Here is a 16,558-nt window from a genome sequence, read left to right as displayed (position 1 = left end):
TAAAACAGTAGTGCATCGAATGATCCAACAACCATTTTATTACGGTGAGATGAGAGTAAAAGGAGAGATGTGGTCACATGGTTATCAACCTATTATAACAAGAGAGATTTTTATGGCATGTAAAGATGTACGTTTAGGTTGGAAGAAGAAGCCATTCAAATATGGTGGGAAAGATTTCCTCTTTAGAGGATTAATCACCTGTGCAGTAACTGGCAAAATGGTAACATCTGAAATTCATAGTAAAACATATCCAAACGGTAAAGTGGATGAATGGACATATTTAGCTACTTGGGATCCACATAACCTAGACAAGAAAATATATATAAGGGAAGATGAGGTTTTAAAGCAAATAGAAGAGGTTTTTAAAAGAATAGGTTAAGAGAGAGAGACCCGGAAATGCTAAAAGAGACCCTTGCCTATTTAAAAAATACAAATGAGCTAAAAAAAGATGAGCATGGGCAAGCGACGGCTGCTTTAAAGAAAGAACATACAGAAAATGAAAATAAACTAAATTCATTAATTGATTTAAGATTAAGCAGCGAACTAAGCAAAGAAGAATTCCAAGCAAAGAAACAACAATTAAAAGATCGTCAATATGAAATTGCTCGTTTACTTAAAGTTTATGAGGAAGCAGACGATAAATTTACTGATACGGCTACAATGCTAATAACTCTAGCTTCTGAAGCCTATGAAACCTTCAAAGGTTCTGAAAGCCCTCAAAAACGCAAAATGATAAATTTCGTATTTCAGAACCTCAAACTGAGGGGCAAAAAACTTGAGACCTCTCTACGTTTCCCGTTCGATATTTTTGAAAAAATGACAACTTGTACAAAAATGGCGGGGCGTAGTGGACAATTTCAGAACCACGATAGACATAAAATTACTGATTATTCAAACGCTTACAGTCTATTACTAAAGCTCTGTAACCTGATATTGTAAATCCATATTTTTACCACAAAAAGCTAGAGAAAGTTTAATGATCTTTTTGACGTGAGAATATTCTTTAACCTTTACATCATATTGCTTATCTATAATTTGCTTTAATCCCATTTGGGCTACCAAGGCTAAATCTTCTGTATTTTTGGCGATCTTGTACTCAATAATAATAGCCTTATCTTCTTTACCAACCTTGGGGATCATGATAATATCAGCTCTACCACTTCCTGACTCCTGTTCACTTGCTATTATGTAACTAGGTGCTAACATATTAATTAAACCAAGCATAAAGCCGCTATAAAATAATTCTGCCTTTTTCTCTCCTGTTTGATGAAAACTAGTAGAATTTAGCAACAATTCTTGTAAACGCTCTTTAAATTCCTCTACTTTACCTGTTGGCAATAAACTAATAAACGAATAATATCTAGAGCTATCAATTTTTAATTGATCAGTAACCCATTGCAGCACTCTTGTTTCATAGATATATTTTAGTTCATAATTAGGGATAGATAGCTCATAGATATTTTTTTCTGATATTTTGGCAGTAGGATTTAAATAACCGCTGAACAGTAATAAACTGAGCAATCCTACTGGTTTATTGATATCAGCAAAACTTATTTGTTTGGTAATAGGTGAGATAATACTTTTTCCAGCAGCTAAGCTCTGTAAATCTTCTTGCATTTCGTCTGACAATAATGCTTTATCAACAAGACCTGTGCCTCCACTATCTAGCCAATAATAATCAAGCTTACCTTTGTGTGCTAAACATTGCATTAGTGACCACGGATTGTAAATGACCTCTCCACCAAATGTATAACCATTATACCAATCCTTAATTTGTTCAGTATTAGTGTCGAGCGGTACTTTTGTAAGCAAATCATCTACCTCTGCTTGAGTGAAACCATAGAACTTAGAGAAATCATCATCAAGTAATGTATATTCAGTAACATTATTCAAATCTGAAAACAAATTAGCCTTAGCTATCCGTAATATCCCAGTAATTACGCCTTTCTCTAAGTAGGGATTCGTTTTTAAGCTGCTCCCAAATATTCCTCTAAATAACTTAAGAATCTGCTCAAATTCTTTTGTTTTATGACCAAATTCTAAATACGCATTATTAATTGGTGTATCATATTCATCTATTAATATGTATACTTTTTGTTTAAAATGTTTATACAATATTTGACTTAAAAACTTCAGGCTATTTTTTAAATAGCTTATATTAATATCACCACTTAGATAATTTTTTAACTTTACTTTTTGCGGAATACTGAAAAATTTATTATCTTCTTGAATATATTGTTCTAAATAATTAAATCTTTCGTATAATTCTATTATTTGATCTATAATGCTACTAACAATTTCCTTATAATTATTCCCCTTCACTTCTTTAAAATTTATATATATTACTGGAAATTGACCTTGACGCTTTATTATATTTTTATGAATGGATATTTTTAAAGGCTGTAACTCTTTGGTTTCATCAAAGTCCAAATCTACTATGCCTCCAGTAAAGAGTTTATGATTTACTCTCTTTTCTTGAGCTAAAGGCTTGCCTTTTTCATCTATTTCCATTTCAAAGAATCTTCTAATCATATCCATGTTCAAGCTCTTACCCCAACGTCTTGGTCGGGTAATTAGAATTACTTCTCCACTGTCTTCTAGTAATTCTTTGATCATTAAGCTTTTATCAACAAATACATCACTATTTAACAATAACGTTTTAAAGTCATCAGTACCTACCCTCATTCTAGGTAGTTTATGCTCATCTAAAATCCTATTAATACTTTCAGTTGTTGTATTGCTCAAAGGGTTAAAGGTCATATTTTTTTTATTATTTGATAATTTACTTGGTTGTATGAAGGTTTAGTTTTTATAACGAAACCTTTATGGTATTAATCAATTTAATGTGTAAGGTTCTCTAGCATATAAGAACCATTGTTCCATGATTTCTTTAGCCCACATCTTTTTAAACATTAATTCAGGGTCTTTATAAATTTTCATGTATAATTTAAGACTTTCTTTGGTTAACGCCATCTTAGATATTTGTTTTATCATCTTGATAGCGTTGCTCACTGCTTTAGAAGTTAATACTAAACAAACTGATGATAGTAAATACTCCTGATTTACCTTCACTACACGACACCCTATAATATCTCCTATCTCTATATCTTGGTTACTGTCTATGCCTTGTATGATAATTGGTTTGTGCTTGCTCTCAATCATGTTAGTCAAAGTCAGATTCTTTCCTCTATGTACATCTGCCACTTTATAAATACACATGTAAGAATCTCGTAACCCTAGCAAATACTTTTTGTCCATATCAGTAAAAGAATCCCCTTGAGTTTTTAACAAGTGATCAATACAATTCCAATGTGTTTTAGTAATCCTATGTGGATATTCGTTACTCAGAAAAAACTCTGTTGCACCATAAATCATATAATTGGTAATATTCTCGCCTAATTTATTACTTAACTCTAGAAGATTAACTTCTGCTGAATTTTCATCAAAATTATCCGGATCGGTTATCTCGCTAATAAAACTGCCAATAACGTCATGAAATAGTAATGTGTAATCTTCTTCTAAGTTTTTAATTAATGATATTATTTGGTTAATTTTCATCATATAAAAATAAGTACGTTAATTAATAGGTCTATTTCTAATAGCTATATTTTTTATTTTATTATACCTAATTCTTTTACCATTTACAACATACGACAAAACCTCATTTGTTGAATCTTGTAAATGTTATTGGATAGATGAACTGAGCTATATACCAATAAAAGCCGGGGATTGATAGGATAACGCATCATTGTCAAATCATAGAAATTGGTAATAAAAGTTTTAGAGGAGGCAAAGATGTAGATTAAAGATTAAAATAATAGACTATGGTATGAATTAAAAATTACAATAATTTTAGAAAATTCTATCTGAATTTCAACCAAAATTAACTAATTTTTTTATGTGGTTAGAGGGGTCAATAGTTTATTACAATAGGGGGGCAAAAGATGATTACAATTTACATCAATACCATCTCCTTGACAGAAATAGCACCGTGGGGTCGTTTGATATCTGCTCGTGCTAGCCGATATCGGTGGACATACCACCATCTATTACTTAGCATTCAATAACTTACTACGATGAAGTTATTGATTCTTGGCACACTGACTTTTAAATTACCCTAGTTGAATTATATAATAAAGTTCTTGCATTAAATAAAAATGCTCTATATGTTCTCCTGCTTTAAGGTATTCATCAATAGAACATTAATAAAACTTAATGTTCTTGTTATATACCCAAGTGATTTGAAGGATTGTTTCTTGAAATCCATGTACCTCATGTCACACTACTGGATAAAAGAGACGGTGTGGTTGCAAGAGCTAGTAAATAGAGTATTTTAGATTGAACACAAAAAAATCTGTGATACTTTATTATGCAATGGCAATAAAAATAGGAGCAATTGGAGAGCAAGAGCAACCGATAAAAATGAAGAAAACGCTAGGATGTAGGAGTTATTCTGTACTACAGTTAGGTATAAGATCAATTAAACAAGCTTATAGTCGTTCTAAGCAATTTTTTGATTCCTTAATCATAAAATTGTTTAAGTTACACTTTGTGCAACCAACCTAACCTTTTTGTCCAGTAGTGTGACCTCATATACGCTGTGCTTGCTTGTCTTTTGTTTTCAAATCCAATTCTTCAAATTATTTGAGCATATACATTTTACATTACCAATAATGCCCACCTTAATTAAGTGGGTATTTACACTTGGGATGTATCAGATAACCTAAAAAAATAGATAGATTTTTTTAATTAATCTCATGGGAGGAGATATGACTAATACCGGATTAAGTATTAATAGCGTTGGTGTTCATAATAGTAATGTAACAAATACGTTAAGTATTCCCAAGGCTTATGTTAATACAAATTCTACTGATTATATAGATACATCACTTAATGTACTTAATGATAGTATTAAGCGATTTGGGAAAAAAAACAATTATGGTGACAGTACGATTATAGCAATTATCTTTTATCTAAATTTTATAAAAATAGATAAATATTATTTAATAACAAAAACACGTTTTTGTTGAATAAGTTTATGGCACACTTCAAGTAACTTACGCATACAAGCAACTATCGCAACTTTCTTAGGTTTAAAATTATTAACAAGCCTATCATATAAAATTTTTAAATATTGGAAACCATTCTTACCAGCTAATACTGCCATGTATAAAGCATCTCTAGGTATTTTCCTGCCTCCTCGAATAAATCTTCGTCCTTGCTTATTACCACTATCACGAGCATATGGAGCTATACCAACAATTGATGACAATTCATTGCTACTATAATTTTTATCCCCTAATTCAGGTACAAAACTAATTAGTTTTGTAGCTAAACATTTACCAATACCAGGTACAGTCTCTAATATTTTTACCTTCTCTTTTAACTCTTCTGACTCATCTATTGTTTTGTTTAACTTTTTATCAAGCTCAGCTATTTCATTCTGTAAAAATTTAATGAGCTTTTCTATACTCTCTTTATCAATACCATCAATGCTATGATGTAGTCTTTTCTTTTCATTGCTAAGCATTAATACTAAATCTTCTCGTCTTTGTTGACATCTCTTCAAAGTCTCTGTGATTCAACTTGATATATATAATTCGCTGAAAGCTGCATCTTATCCGCATAATATGCTAATTTAAATGCATCCTTCCTATCAGTTTTACACAAATTCACCGATTTACTAAAAGAATTAAAACTATATGTATTGACCTTATGTATTTGTTGGTTATTATTATCCAGCTTTTGACAAATCTCAGCTTCGTATCCTCCAGTAGGTTCACATATTATTAGCTTAATCTCTTGCTCTTTTGCTAATTTAATCATCTCTTCATGACCAGCTGCATCATTGGCAAAACGATGATATTTAGGTTTATCTCTTGTATTATATACACATATATCAAGCCAGTTTTTACTTACGTCTAGACCTATTATTTTATTCATGATATAATCTCCTTCTTCTTATTGTGCAAGGCTGCTCTTTTTAAGACCACCTTCTGCAATTTGTTCAAGGTAAACTACCAAAAAGAGGGTACTTATTCTCTTAGCGACTATTTTAGTCAAGGTCTATTCAAGTCACCCTCTTTAATTACTTATAACACATTCTTAAGATATAAGAACCTCCGACTTTAATAGAATACATTAAATCCCGACCTTATCGTGGGTACGAAGCTCAGAAGATAATCCATCGATTAATAGACAATATACCTAACTCCTATAATCCTTTGCATGCAGCAGCTTATTATGGTTACCTTGATATTATGGAGTTTCTTCTTGAGCAAGGTGTTGATATAGATATTAAAAGTGATAACGGCGATACTCCTTTACTTATAGTAGCACTGACAGGTAATTTAGAGGGTATAAAATTTCTTGTTGAGGAAGGTGCTGATGTAACAATAAAAAATAAAGAAGGTTTTTCCGTTTTACATATTGCAGCTCAGCAAAATGCAGCAGTAAGTGTTATAGAATTTCTTGTTAATGCAGGTGCTGATATCAATGCAGAGGATGAGTATGGTAGTACTCCTTTACATTATGCAATAAGACAAAAACTTGTTGATAATGTTAAATTCCTTGTTAAGGAAGGTGCTAATGTCAATGCACAGGATAATTATGGTAATACTCCCTTACACGTTGCAATAAGAAAAGGATATGCTGATAGTGCTGAATTGCTTATAGATAAAGGTGCTGATATCAATGTGCAGGATGGTTATGGTAATAGTCCTTTACACGATGCAGCTAGGTTTGGACAAAACGATATTATTAAATTGCTTATAGATAAAGGGGCTGATATCAATGCACAGGATGAGCATGGTAATACTCCTTTAGACATTGCAATAAGTGAAAAACATACTGATAGTGCTGAATTGCTTATAGATAAAGCTGCTGATATCAATGAACAAGATGAGCATGTTGATAGTACTACTGATAAATATCTAGAAGAGTCAGATATAGAGTTTACTACAGTTACAGATAGTATAGATACCTATAATAAAACATTTGTCAAAGATTCACAAAATCAAGACAATGATGCATTAACTTCTTTGTATTATTATCTTGCTGCTGGGGTAGCTAGTGTTATTACTTTTGGGGGTGTGGTAGCATGTTATTTATTAAATAAAAAGCAACACAAGAATGAAGCAACAAGTAATGATGGCTCTTATTATAATTATCAAAATCCTGAATCTAATTTAATTGAATTTATGGGTAAACCCGTCATCATAGATGAAGATAACGCTAAGAAAGTATGTGTAATGCTATCTTCAAAGGAATGTAGACCGCTTAGTGAATTTTTATCAGACTATTTTCATAATACTATCCAATATTTAGGTGGGTATCATCCTAAAAGTATACAGGATGGAAGTAGTAATACTATAAAAGAGGGGAATAGTAGCACTGTAGAAGTGAGTAGTCCTACTGTAGGGGGCAATGATAGTAGTATTTATGATTACCTTCCACCTCCTAGACCAGTGGATTTTTCTGATCCTAATTTTTCTACTGTTGTTCTTGTCGGGGATAGTCTATAGCTAACCCTAATAGACCCGGTGTTACGGAACGTGTAACCAGGGGCCACTTTTGAGAATTTTGCTATGTTGATGGCATCATAATGTCCAAAACCTTAGTTCTAACAATCTTGGTGTAGCATGATTTATAGATGCGAACCCTTTATCCTCTTCCTACTGGCTTATTTCTATTTAATTTCTTTTTAAGAACACCTCTAAAATCAACTTGTGGTGACACTTCTTCTTTTTTAGAAGAAACATTTAGTGCATTCGATGACTTTAGTCTACTCTTAATATTTTTTATCGCTTCTTGATCAATATTAAATCGCTGCGTGCCTTTATTTTGCTGATTTTGTTTTACCCCAATTGGACGAGGTTTCACATCAACATTATTTAACTGAAATATAGGAAGCGGAGGAGGAGGTGGTGGTGGTGGTGGTGGAATTCCCTCAGATTTAAGATTAAGAGGTGTAGACTTAGGTTTTATCTCTAGATTTTCAGCTTTTCCTGCTGCTGCTAAAGCCGCAGCTACCCTTACATTTTCTGATTTTTCAATCCTTGCCTGACGTTCTGCTTCTTCTTTACTTGCTTGTTCAAATAATTTTGCCTCTTCAGAGTATTTCTTAGCTGGACCTACAGCAACTTGTCCTTCACCTAATTTTTCGCTTCTTGCTTTAAGACGCTTTTGTAACTCATCAATAAATGTATTCCCTGTTTGAGAATTATATGAAACATCAGATAAATTTCGGTCTCTTACCTTTTTTAGATTCACTCCTTCCCTAATAGCTGTCATAAGAGAATCTTGTGCATCTAATCCAGCATTACTCCTTTTCAAATTCTGAACATGCTGAAGTTGGAAGTCTTCTTTACCAGCAATAGGCTTTAATGGAGGCATGATCACTTTAGACAATTCATTATTTACACTATCTAAGATGGTAGGAAATTTTCCTTCTTCTTTACCCTTAGCGATCTTATAAGCTTTATATAAATCTTCTATTAAATAATCATATCCTGCTCCAATATCTTTCTCTGTTACTTTAACTGTTCTAAACTCAGCGGCTAACTGAGCTGCAAGTTCTATATTTTTATTATCTAATTGATCCTTCTTATGACCTGGTTGAATAATTACTTTAGATTTTTCTCCTAAAAACCAATAAGAGAAAACATTAGGTTTATATAGTTGCATAGTTGCTTTAGCACCCTCTTGATTTTTGACAGTGATATTGCCCTGATACCCTATAATATCAGATAGCCAAGTTTTCGGTTGATCAATCTTAACTTCTATTAAATTTCTTATAAAATTTCCTACAGCTTTATTGTTACTTAGAATATTATTTATCTCTATAAAAGTAGGATCGTTATTTAAATTATTACTTTTAAAAGTATAGCCAGGGACAGTTTCAACAAAATTCAATTCAAAAGGATTTTCTTTTATGTCTTTATATATTTCTTCCAAAAGATGAGCAGGAAAGTTATGACCATTATTAGTGCCGTTTAAGTTTTTCTTTAACTGTTCTAAAGTCATTTTAGTTTTAACACTAGGGTTATGTAAATCACTATTTAGTATAATAGCTTGGAATGCTAGAAGATAAGCAGCATCCTGACCATATATATCGTGCTTTTGATTATCATTACAATATTTTTGACCAAATACTTCTACTAATCTATCTATTTTCTGAGCTTCTCCTGGTAGTTTAAAAGCTTTAAGATATTCACGCAATGCAGCAATAAAAGGTTTTTCTTTAAAATCCAGTTGCTCTACAAAAGATTTTAAAGTATTTGTATTAACTTGACCTGCAGTGCCAAGATAATCTCCAATATATTCTAAATTAAGTTGATTTTTTTCTTCAATAAATAAATTAGATAATTCTTTAGATATGTTTAAACCGTGTTTTTCACAAACTTGTTGTAATATATCTATCCCAGATTTAGGTTTGATATTAAATTGTCTGATTATTAATATTTTTTCCGCAGCTATAGCTTCTATACCCTTGTGCATAGTAATTATCTTATTCGCTATTTCAGATATTAGTTGCTTTGGAGTATCAGTAAATTGATCTGGATTCAGGGCTATTAATTCAGGAGATAATTTCTTGTAAATCTTTTCTTTTTGACTCGGTGTTATTATGATATCTTTGTTATTTAACTTGATGTTTTGAATAGCCTCATCAAAAAACTTCTGTGTTACTAGTTTAGTATTTTCAGTTTTAATAATCTGGTTTATGCACTCTGAAAAATTTTTAATATTTTCTTCTGTAATTTTTTGCTTATCTAACATACCCCATGTTTTTGTCTCATCACCATATGTAGCAAAGGCAGAAATAACAGCATCATTTATTAGATTATCTAGAGTAGGATTTTTTCCTGATTTAATAGAAAATATTATTTCTCGTCTTAATTCCTGAGGTATATTCTGAATATAAGAAGTAATCTTAGATAGAAAGATAATTTTGTCTTGTGGCATTAAGGCTTGAGGTTGATTATCATTCCCGAGTTCATAAAGATTCAAGTGTCGAAATATATTATTGTTAATTAATCTTTGATCTATTAGTTGGTTTATTCCCTCATTACTAGATAGTTGTTTGTGCATTGACTCTTTATAATTCTGTAGTTCTTGCCTAAATTCAGCAAAATAACTCTCATTAATTCCCATTTGTTCAGGTGGTTTACCTATAATTACCTTATCTATTTTTTCTTCTATTCCTTTCACTTCAGCTGATACACTGTAAGCTCCTGAATTTACAGTAGGATCAGCTTCTAAAAGAGTTTTACATGCTTCTTTAAATTGAGGATTATTGATATCAATAATCCCATTATTATTTGCTGCTATTTTAATTAATTCATCACTGATATAACCTTTCATATAGTGCATACCAGTTCTAAATGAAGTAATAAAATTTTCTAAAACTTTTTGTAAATTCTCGTTGTGTATTCTATCTTGTGTATCACTTTCATAGCCAGAGTCAATAGAGTTAGTGCTTTCATAGTGACTATTACTTAACTTATTATTTTTTGACACATATCCTCTTTCGTTATTACTACTTTAGCAGTATCCTAATATAACCCAACTATGTTTAAGAAGAATGCTGTATGGTTGATAGTATTGAAGTATTCGTTTTTTTTGCAAAAAAGGATACCCAATGAATATAGATTTTGACACATTATTTTATTTTGTCTATAGATTTTTAAAAGGTTTTGAACCTTGGTATAGAAAACGGCATCGTCAAATGGCTTTGTTCAGAAGGGTATAATCTTTTCTTAATTTAGACAGAATTATCTAATTTTTACAGAAACACAGCTACCAAATGCATTCCACTGATTAATAATATTTGCGATAGTTATCCCTTTTAATTGTTGTGAGTCTGTTGTTTGAATTAGTAATGATGAACCAATACATCTTTTAATACGAGAAATTTGGGATTCAACCAATAGCCTTTTGCCATAACCATATTTTTTGTGAAATGCATAAACACTACCTTTATTTTTAATATATTGCACTATTTTATTATGCCATTCTGTAGCATTGTGTTCATGAACTACAGCATGCTGCTTCGGTGGTGGCATCACCGGAGTAATGCCTTGGTCATTCAGGCGTTGAGTACCAACAATACTATAATATCCACAATCAGCAATTAGCTTTTTAATCTCTACTTCCTCAGGTATTAGTTTATCCAAGCTTTCAATATCCGAACTTTCATAATCTATAATTTCAATCGCATGTACATGGTTCTGTCACTGGAGTTGTTGCATATAAGGCATCAGCATTGATTATTATTCCTAATTTATCATGATCCTTTCTAAATCTTGTCAAAAATCTCTTGATTGTTCTAGATGCTTCCCTCGTTGTAATTTACTAAATAATTCTTTGAAAATAGGTCTAAACGTTACGTCACTATCTACTTGGTCTATTACGTTCCTTATCCCCTGATCGCTAGGAAGCGATTGTACTGTAAACATGCTACGCAGATTATTACGTTGTTCCTTCCTTTCCATACGCCTTTGAAATTCTAGCAAAGATACTGATTGAAAATACATACACGCCAAACCAGATAACATAATATCTGCTATACTATTACTACTATTTACACCCCTTCTATCTTCTATACCAGCAAATTTATCTGCAATCATACTTCTGATTGCACTAAAACTTAAATGTTTCTTTGAATGCATAACTTGATACCAATATAATATCGATATTATCTTAGATAATTTATCCAAGTTTGACTACTTTTTTAACTATTCCTCTACGAAAAACTTATTCCATATCCTTGTACTTACCATCCTTCTATGACATATTTGGAATCGCCGCACAAGTATCGATCATTTACTAGAATTGATTCGATACTATCCGGAATCGCTGCTAAATATTAGATCCTTGCAATTATAATTCAAAAAACAAATACTTGAAATTGTTATTTCTCACCCTTCCGAACAAAGCACTTCTATTCTTCTACAAGAGGTCCACCAGCATGTTGCACGAACAGTTTTGTATTCTTTTGTACTTGATACCTTTCATATAGATAATTTTCATACTGCTTGCTTTCCTCAGGAGTAAAATGCTTAGCATCAAGAACATTCAACTCTTTCATTAGGATTCCAGTATGAGATCCTTTATCCTTGCCATCTTTACCAGTAGTTAGAATAGAAAGCTTATCATTTAGAAAGTTCTTTAAGGAAACATCTATTACTCGGTCTTCTTGTGCCTTAGATACAATCACATCAAGGAATCCAAGCAGTTTATTATTTTCTTCTTTAACATCGAAGATTTCCTTAAACACCAAATTCATACGAGGAGTAAATATATAATTGTTTGTCATAATAATTTCATTAATTGTTTTGAGTAATTTTCTACTTAAAATATCATCCATATATTTTTTGTCTAGTGCTAAAATTATATAAATCACTATTTATGTTAATTATAAGGCTTTGTTCAGAAGGGTAGAAAAATCACAATTTTTAGTAGTAATATTTAAATATTTGTTCTTTAAAAAAATGCAATATTTACTAATAATAATTTAGATACCATTTTATCTTACATTCCTGTTGTAATAAGATATATGAATCACACATCTAAATTAAGAAAGATTGTACCCTTCCGAACAAAGCCTCTACAACTCAATTATTGCATTTTAAGCAATCCGTTAATTTCATTAATAGACAAACCTGTCATCTTAGCAATTGACTCCACAGAATTACCATTCTGTAACAGCATCCTTACTAATCTAGCTTCACCTCTAGCTTCAGCAGTTTGAATCAGGTAGGCTTCTGCTGCTTTATTATCCATACTACGTTTAGTCTCTTGCTCATAAGTCAGCAATTCTTCTTCTGTCCAATTAAATTGGTTTAGTTCCTCATATGCTCTCTCTATGACGTTGTCAGAACCTATTAATTTACGTAAGTCTGATTCACTAGTCTCATCTGCATGTTTGAAGAAATAGCACCATTTCTCAATTATATTAGTCAGTAAATTTATATCAGTAATTTTAAACTTTGGTAGCTCGATAAAAGTAAAGGAAAAATCCTTTAAATCATGGGCATAGCTATCTTTATCCAAAATAATATGATCAGATTTATAAAATACTTTGTCTTTAAATATAATATTATCACTGATAGCAATAAATATTACCGATTTTAAATCTATATATCTAGCTCCTTCTTCCTTGCCTTTATTTAACTGCCGTGAGTAGGCTTTAGCCGCATAATACTGAGCTCTCTTCTCAAAACCTTCTTGTGGAGATACTTGCATCTCGATAATAAGCTGCACTCCATTTTCATCTTTACATAACACATCAACTACGCTCTGCTTTTTAGCAGCAATCTCCGGTATTTGGATAGTGGGCAAAAATGTTACTTCTTTAATTCTATCACCATTTTTAAGCTCTAGTACATCATTAATAAAATGAACCAGAATGTCTTTATTCTTCTCTGAACCAAATATACGGCGAAATGCCACATCATTTTTAGGATCTAGAAATTTAGTAATAGCCATAAATAGTAATTATTGAGAGTTGTTACAGTTCCTACACGTTAGTTATTATAACATAAAGCTAGCCAAATTACTAGAATATTAAACTTAACACAAGCATATTCAATTTTTATATTACCTTTAGTACAGCGATTCCAAATATGTCATAGAAGGATGGTAAGTACAAGGATATGGAATAAGTTTTTCGTAGAGGAATAATTAAAAAAGTAGTCAAATTTGGATAAATTATCTAAGATAATATCAATATTATATTGGTATCAAGTTATGCATTCAAAGAAACATTTAAGTTTTAGTTCAATCAGAAGTATGATTGCAAATAAATTTGCTAGTATAGAAGATAGAAGGGGTGTTAAATGCCAATTAAGAGCTAAATTTTTGAGATAGCAAAAAGAAAGCCGAGGATAATTTTCCAAACACATGAACCATTAGTCCATTATACGACCTAACTTTACTGGCTATTTGGATTTTCGTTTTCTCTTCAAGCCAGTTAAACAGGGATTCTATTGGTTGACGTATTCTTGAAACTGTGGTTGAAAATAGTTGGTCAGCTGCATCGATAAGCTCTTGCCCTTTTTTCTTTTTTACTGGTGTATATAGAGTTAAATTACCAGTTTTAAGTTCCTCTTTATCTTGGGTTTGATAGGCTTTATCTGCAAAAATATTAATTTTCTGATCCTGCAAAACGGGTAATATACATTCGTACGCTTTCAAGTCAGCCATACCTGCTTCTGTTAATCCAACATAACTTGGAACAGGCAGAGAACCTTGCTTATAGCCAGCTAAAATATGCAACTTAACACCATAATAATGTAGTTTTTTAGTTGCACAATAACCATTAGCTGTGGCAATTTCTAGAGCTACTTTTGCATTAAATCTTCTCCCACGATGTGCTAAAATTACCGGCATAGAATCGATCAATTGGCATGTTTTTTGACTTTCATGTACCGAAATTTGTTCATGCAAAATCTTAGTAATTGCAATAAATGCATCAGCCAATTTATTCAACCTCTGAACAAAGGCTGTATAGCTTGGCAACTTGGGAAACCAGTTTTGCAAATGACGATTGGTGTAATTATATATATCCTTAATTTTATAATTTTTGCTCATAATTCCAAACATATAAATTGTTATAATTTCTTCATCTGAAAATTCTAAATTTGCATAATTTGACATTCTACAACAATATCCTGTTAATTTTTGCTGATATATTTTGCTAATTTCCATATAAAGTGATATTAATTCTTCTTGCCAATCCATAATTTATACTCTTGTTTTCCAAAAATACAGTATCTATATATTATGGGTTGTCTTTAATCAACTTCCTTCTACTATCACTGTTTCATTATTGCCTGTTTTAGCTCTTAATTGGCATTAAATAGTAGTAATAGTATAGCAGATATTATGTTATCTAGTTTGGCGTGTATGTATTTTCAATCAGTATCTTTGCGGCTTTGTTCGGAAGGGTAGGAAATAATAATTTCAAGAATTTATTTTTTGAATTATAATTGTAAGGATCTAATATTTAGAAGCTGGAAAAATGCCATATAAAGAAAGAGTTAAACTAGGTGTAGCCAGCAATTCCAAATATGAGCTAGAAGGCTTGAAGTATCTAGTATCCAAAATAAACTTTTCGTAGAGAAAATATTAAAACAGTAGAGTTTTTCATATAAATCACTAAAATAATATCAGTATTAGTAATAAATATTGGTATAGAATTAGGTTCTGATACTGTCTTAAGAGACAAGGATTAAAGATAGAATTATTTTTAATTACTCCAAAGACAATATGTAATACCAATTGCAATAATTAACACGGTGTATTTATCCAGTCTCTATACATAATTGATTTTACTAAATCTACATTATGAGCAAATTGATTCCAAGCGTAACAAGCCATAGTGACGATATCTTCATATACACCATAACATTGGTTAGACAAGAAATGATTTTTGATCCATTCCCAAACTTGTTCCATTGCATTAAGTTCCGGTGCATAGGGCGGAAGCGGTATCAAAGTGATATTGCTTGGCACAGTTAGTTTTTTGGCTGTGTGCCAACCTGCATTATCCGTTAGTAAAGCTATATGTCGGTTGCCTTGAATACTGCGAGAAAGGTCTTCTAAGAATTTATTCATTGCCTGTGTATTTGCATATGGTAAAATTAATGCAAAAGCTTCTCCTGTATCATGGCAAGCAGCTCCATAAATATATGTTGAAATGAATTGCTGTTGCCGAACTTTACGGGGTCTAGTGCCACGCTTAGCCCATATACGAGTTAAGCTACCTTGTTGCCCAACTCGAGTTTCATCCTGAGACCATATATCAACTTTACATCTATCGATATTTTTTGATAATAATTCTGTTAGCATGTCTGGGAAGTTTTTTTATATGTATTTTGAGTCTCTTGATTTGACTTTGGATGCATTGAACGAGAAGTAATCCAGCTAAAACCAAGGCGGTGCATAGTATTGTAGACTGTTTTTAAAGTACATTTAGCACCATATTCCTCAAGTAACATGATATGTAGCTCCTTTCCAGTTATATACCCACCAGTTTTACTTTCACTGAGCGTATTGATTTTATCAAAAAGAGCAGACTCTTGTATAGTGTTAATCTTCCTAGGGGCACCGCTTCTTTGTGATTCAAATAATCCTTCAAAACCATGATTCCTAAATCTTCTGAGCCATGATTGCACAGTTTTCCAGTGTGACTTCACTATTTCAGATATGGCTTTAAAAGATTTGCCTAATTGAAGGTAATACATCGCCAATAAACGTATACGATTTCGACCATGCGGCTCATGTTTCATCATTTTTATAAAATCATGACCATGAAAACCTTGCGGTAATATTAACCTAGCCATTTGAGTACCTTTATCAGGTAAAAACCCATTTTACACCACTGCGTTAATTATTGCAATTGGTATTATAGCTCAATCAGTATGTAATCTTCAGATATAATTGATACTACAAATGAAACAATATAAAAAAATCAGTAGAGGAAATTAAAAAAACTTGACTGATACAAATATACGTATTTGGTACTAATTTAGACACAGAAAAAGTTCATATGAAA

Annotated in this window: 15 protein-coding genes; 3 read left to right on the top strand and 12 right to left on the bottom strand. The window is 31.6% G+C overall.

Features of this window, described 5'->3' with window-relative positions:
• Positions 1–19: 19 nt before the first annotated feature.
• Both AAHM80_RS06765 and AAHM80_RS06760 read left to right on the top strand, forming a co-directional pair.
• On the top strand, positions 20–379 hold the full coding sequence (locus AAHM80_RS06765) for a hypothetical protein (protein WP_410521490.1): 360 nt from the start codon (positions 20–22) through the stop codon (positions 377–379).
• A 17-nt stretch (positions 380–396) separates the two neighbouring features.
• The gene (locus AAHM80_RS06760; protein ID WP_342259686.1) at positions 397–939 is read left to right on the top strand and encodes a hypothetical protein; all 543 of its coding nucleotides are present in this window, start codon (positions 397–399) and stop codon (positions 937–939) included.
• On the opposite strand, the gene AAHM80_RS06755 is transcribed toward AAHM80_RS06760, so the two are convergent.
• From AAHM80_RS06755 to AAHM80_RS06740, 4 genes are all read right to left on the bottom strand, one after another.
• On the bottom strand, positions 913–2,760 hold the full coding sequence (locus AAHM80_RS06755; protein WP_342259685.1) for an AAA family ATPase: 1,848 nt from the start codon (positions 2,758–2,760) through the stop codon (positions 913–915). The two genes, AAHM80_RS06760 and AAHM80_RS06755, sit on opposite strands and share 27 nt — an antisense overlap.
• 75 nt (positions 2,761–2,835) lie before the next feature.
• A complete protein-coding gene (locus tag AAHM80_RS06750) occupies positions 2,836–3,561 on the bottom strand; it encodes a hypothetical protein (RefSeq protein WP_342259684.1) in 726 nt (241 codons plus the stop codon).
• A gap of 1,438 nt (positions 3,562–4,999) precedes the next feature.
• Positions 5,000–5,569 carry a transposase gene (locus AAHM80_RS06745; RefSeq protein WP_342259683.1) on the bottom strand — a complete coding sequence of 190 codons (570 nt, stop codon included), beginning with the start codon at positions 5,567–5,569 and terminating at the stop codon, positions 5,000–5,002.
• The gene (locus tag AAHM80_RS06740; RefSeq protein WP_342259682.1) at positions 5,566–5,943 is read right to left on the bottom strand and encodes an IS110 family transposase; all 378 of its coding nucleotides are present in this window, start codon (positions 5,941–5,943) and stop codon (positions 5,566–5,568) included. The genes AAHM80_RS06745 and AAHM80_RS06740 overlap by 4 nt, the downstream gene beginning before the upstream one ends.
• 281 nt (positions 5,944–6,224) lie before the next feature.
• Here AAHM80_RS06740 and AAHM80_RS06735 point away from each other — a divergent pair, with 281 nt between their 5' ends.
• Positions 6,225–7,523, top strand: coding sequence for an ankyrin repeat domain-containing protein (locus tag AAHM80_RS06735; RefSeq protein ID WP_410521489.1), 1,299 nt, complete (start codon positions 6,225–6,227; stop codon positions 7,521–7,523).
• 139 nt (positions 7,524–7,662) lie between these two features.
• On the opposite strand, the gene AAHM80_RS06730 is transcribed toward AAHM80_RS06735, so the two are convergent.
• From AAHM80_RS06730 to AAHM80_RS06695, 8 genes are all read right to left on the bottom strand, one after another.
• Positions 7,663–10,518, bottom strand: coding sequence for a Sec7 domain-containing protein (locus AAHM80_RS06730; RefSeq protein ID WP_342259681.1), 2,856 nt, complete (start codon positions 10,516–10,518; stop codon positions 7,663–7,665).
• A gap of 254 nt (positions 10,519–10,772) precedes the next feature.
• Positions 10,773–11,174 (bottom strand): IS4/IS5 family transposase, encoded by a 402-nt coding sequence (locus AAHM80_RS06725; RefSeq protein ID WP_342259680.1) that lies wholly within the window; start codon positions 11,172–11,174, stop codon positions 10,773–10,775.
• Positions 11,175–11,306: 132 nt separating this feature from the next.
• Positions 11,307–11,669: a hypothetical protein gene (locus tag AAHM80_RS06720; RefSeq protein ID WP_342259679.1), complete on the bottom strand. Its 363-nt coding sequence runs from the start codon at positions 11,667–11,669 to the stop codon at positions 11,307–11,309.
• Positions 11,670–11,941: 272 nt separating this feature from the next.
• Positions 11,942–12,367 (bottom strand): hypothetical protein, encoded by a 426-nt coding sequence (locus AAHM80_RS06715; protein WP_342259678.1) that lies wholly within the window; start codon positions 12,365–12,367, stop codon positions 11,942–11,944.
• Positions 12,368–12,618: 251 nt separating this feature from the next.
• The gene (locus AAHM80_RS06710) at positions 12,619–13,488 is read right to left on the bottom strand and encodes an Rpn family recombination-promoting nuclease/putative transposase (protein WP_342259677.1); all 870 of its coding nucleotides are present in this window, start codon (positions 13,486–13,488) and stop codon (positions 12,619–12,621) included.
• A 357-nt stretch (positions 13,489–13,845) separates the two neighbouring features.
• On the bottom strand, positions 13,846–14,742 hold the full coding sequence (locus tag AAHM80_RS06705; RefSeq protein ID WP_342259676.1) for a transposase: 897 nt from the start codon (positions 14,740–14,742) through the stop codon (positions 13,846–13,848).
• Positions 14,743–15,291: 549 nt separating this feature from the next.
• Positions 15,292–15,852, bottom strand: coding sequence for an IS630 family transposase (locus tag AAHM80_RS06700; protein ID WP_342259390.1), 561 nt, complete (start codon positions 15,850–15,852; stop codon positions 15,292–15,294).
• The gene (locus tag AAHM80_RS06695; protein WP_342259385.1) at positions 15,846–16,346 is read right to left on the bottom strand and encodes a helix-turn-helix domain-containing protein; all 501 of its coding nucleotides are present in this window, start codon (positions 16,344–16,346) and stop codon (positions 15,846–15,848) included. The genes AAHM80_RS06700 and AAHM80_RS06695 overlap by 7 nt, the downstream gene beginning before the upstream one ends.
• Positions 16,347–16,558 lie beyond the last annotated feature (212 nt).

Source organism: Candidatus Tisiphia endosymbiont of Metellina segmentata, assembly GCF_964030715.1.
Taxonomy (GTDB): domain Bacteria; phylum Pseudomonadota; class Alphaproteobacteria; order Rickettsiales; family Rickettsiaceae; genus Tisiphia.
Note: the sequence above shows the minus strand (reverse complement) of the source record. Positions and strands in the feature narration are given on the sequence as shown.

Excerpts from the sequence above, each read along its gene's own strand:
- AAHM80_RS06755 (WP_342259685.1), bottom strand. The coding sequence starts at position 2,760 with ATGACCTTTAACCCTTTGAGCAATACAACAACTGAAAGTATTAATAGG.
- AAHM80_RS06760 (WP_342259686.1), top strand. The coding sequence starts at position 397 with ATGCTAAAAGAGACCCTTGCCTATTTAAAAAATACAAATGAGCTAAAA.
- AAHM80_RS06765 (WP_410521490.1), top strand. The coding sequence starts at position 20 with ATGATCCAACAACCATTTTATTACGGTGAGATGAGAGTAAAAGGAGAG.
- AAHM80_RS06740 (WP_342259682.1), bottom strand. The coding sequence starts at position 5,943 with ATGAATAAAATAATAGGTCTAGACGTAAGTAAAAACTGGCTTGATATA.
- AAHM80_RS06700 (WP_342259390.1), bottom strand. The coding sequence starts at position 15,852 with ATGCTAACAGAATTATTATCAAAAAATATCGATAGATGTAAAGTTGAT.
- AAHM80_RS06705 (WP_342259676.1), bottom strand. The coding sequence starts at position 14,742 with ATGGATTGGCAAGAAGAATTAATATCACTTTATATGGAAATTAGCAAA.
- AAHM80_RS06710 (WP_342259677.1), bottom strand. The coding sequence starts at position 13,488 with ATGGCTATTACTAAATTTCTAGATCCTAAAAATGATGTGGCATTTCGC.
- AAHM80_RS06750 (WP_342259684.1), bottom strand. The coding sequence starts at position 3,561 with ATGATGAAAATTAACCAAATAATATCATTAATTAAAAACTTAGAAGAA.
- AAHM80_RS06720 (WP_342259679.1), bottom strand. The coding sequence starts at position 11,669 with ATGCATTCAAAGAAACATTTAAGTTTTAGTGCAATCAGAAGTATGATT.
- AAHM80_RS06695 (WP_342259385.1), bottom strand. The coding sequence starts at position 16,346 with ATGGCTAGGTTAATATTACCGCAAGGTTTTCATGGTCATGATTTTATA.
- AAHM80_RS06715 (WP_342259678.1), bottom strand. The coding sequence starts at position 12,367 with ATGGATGATATTTTAAGTAGAAAATTACTCAAAACAATTAATGAAATT.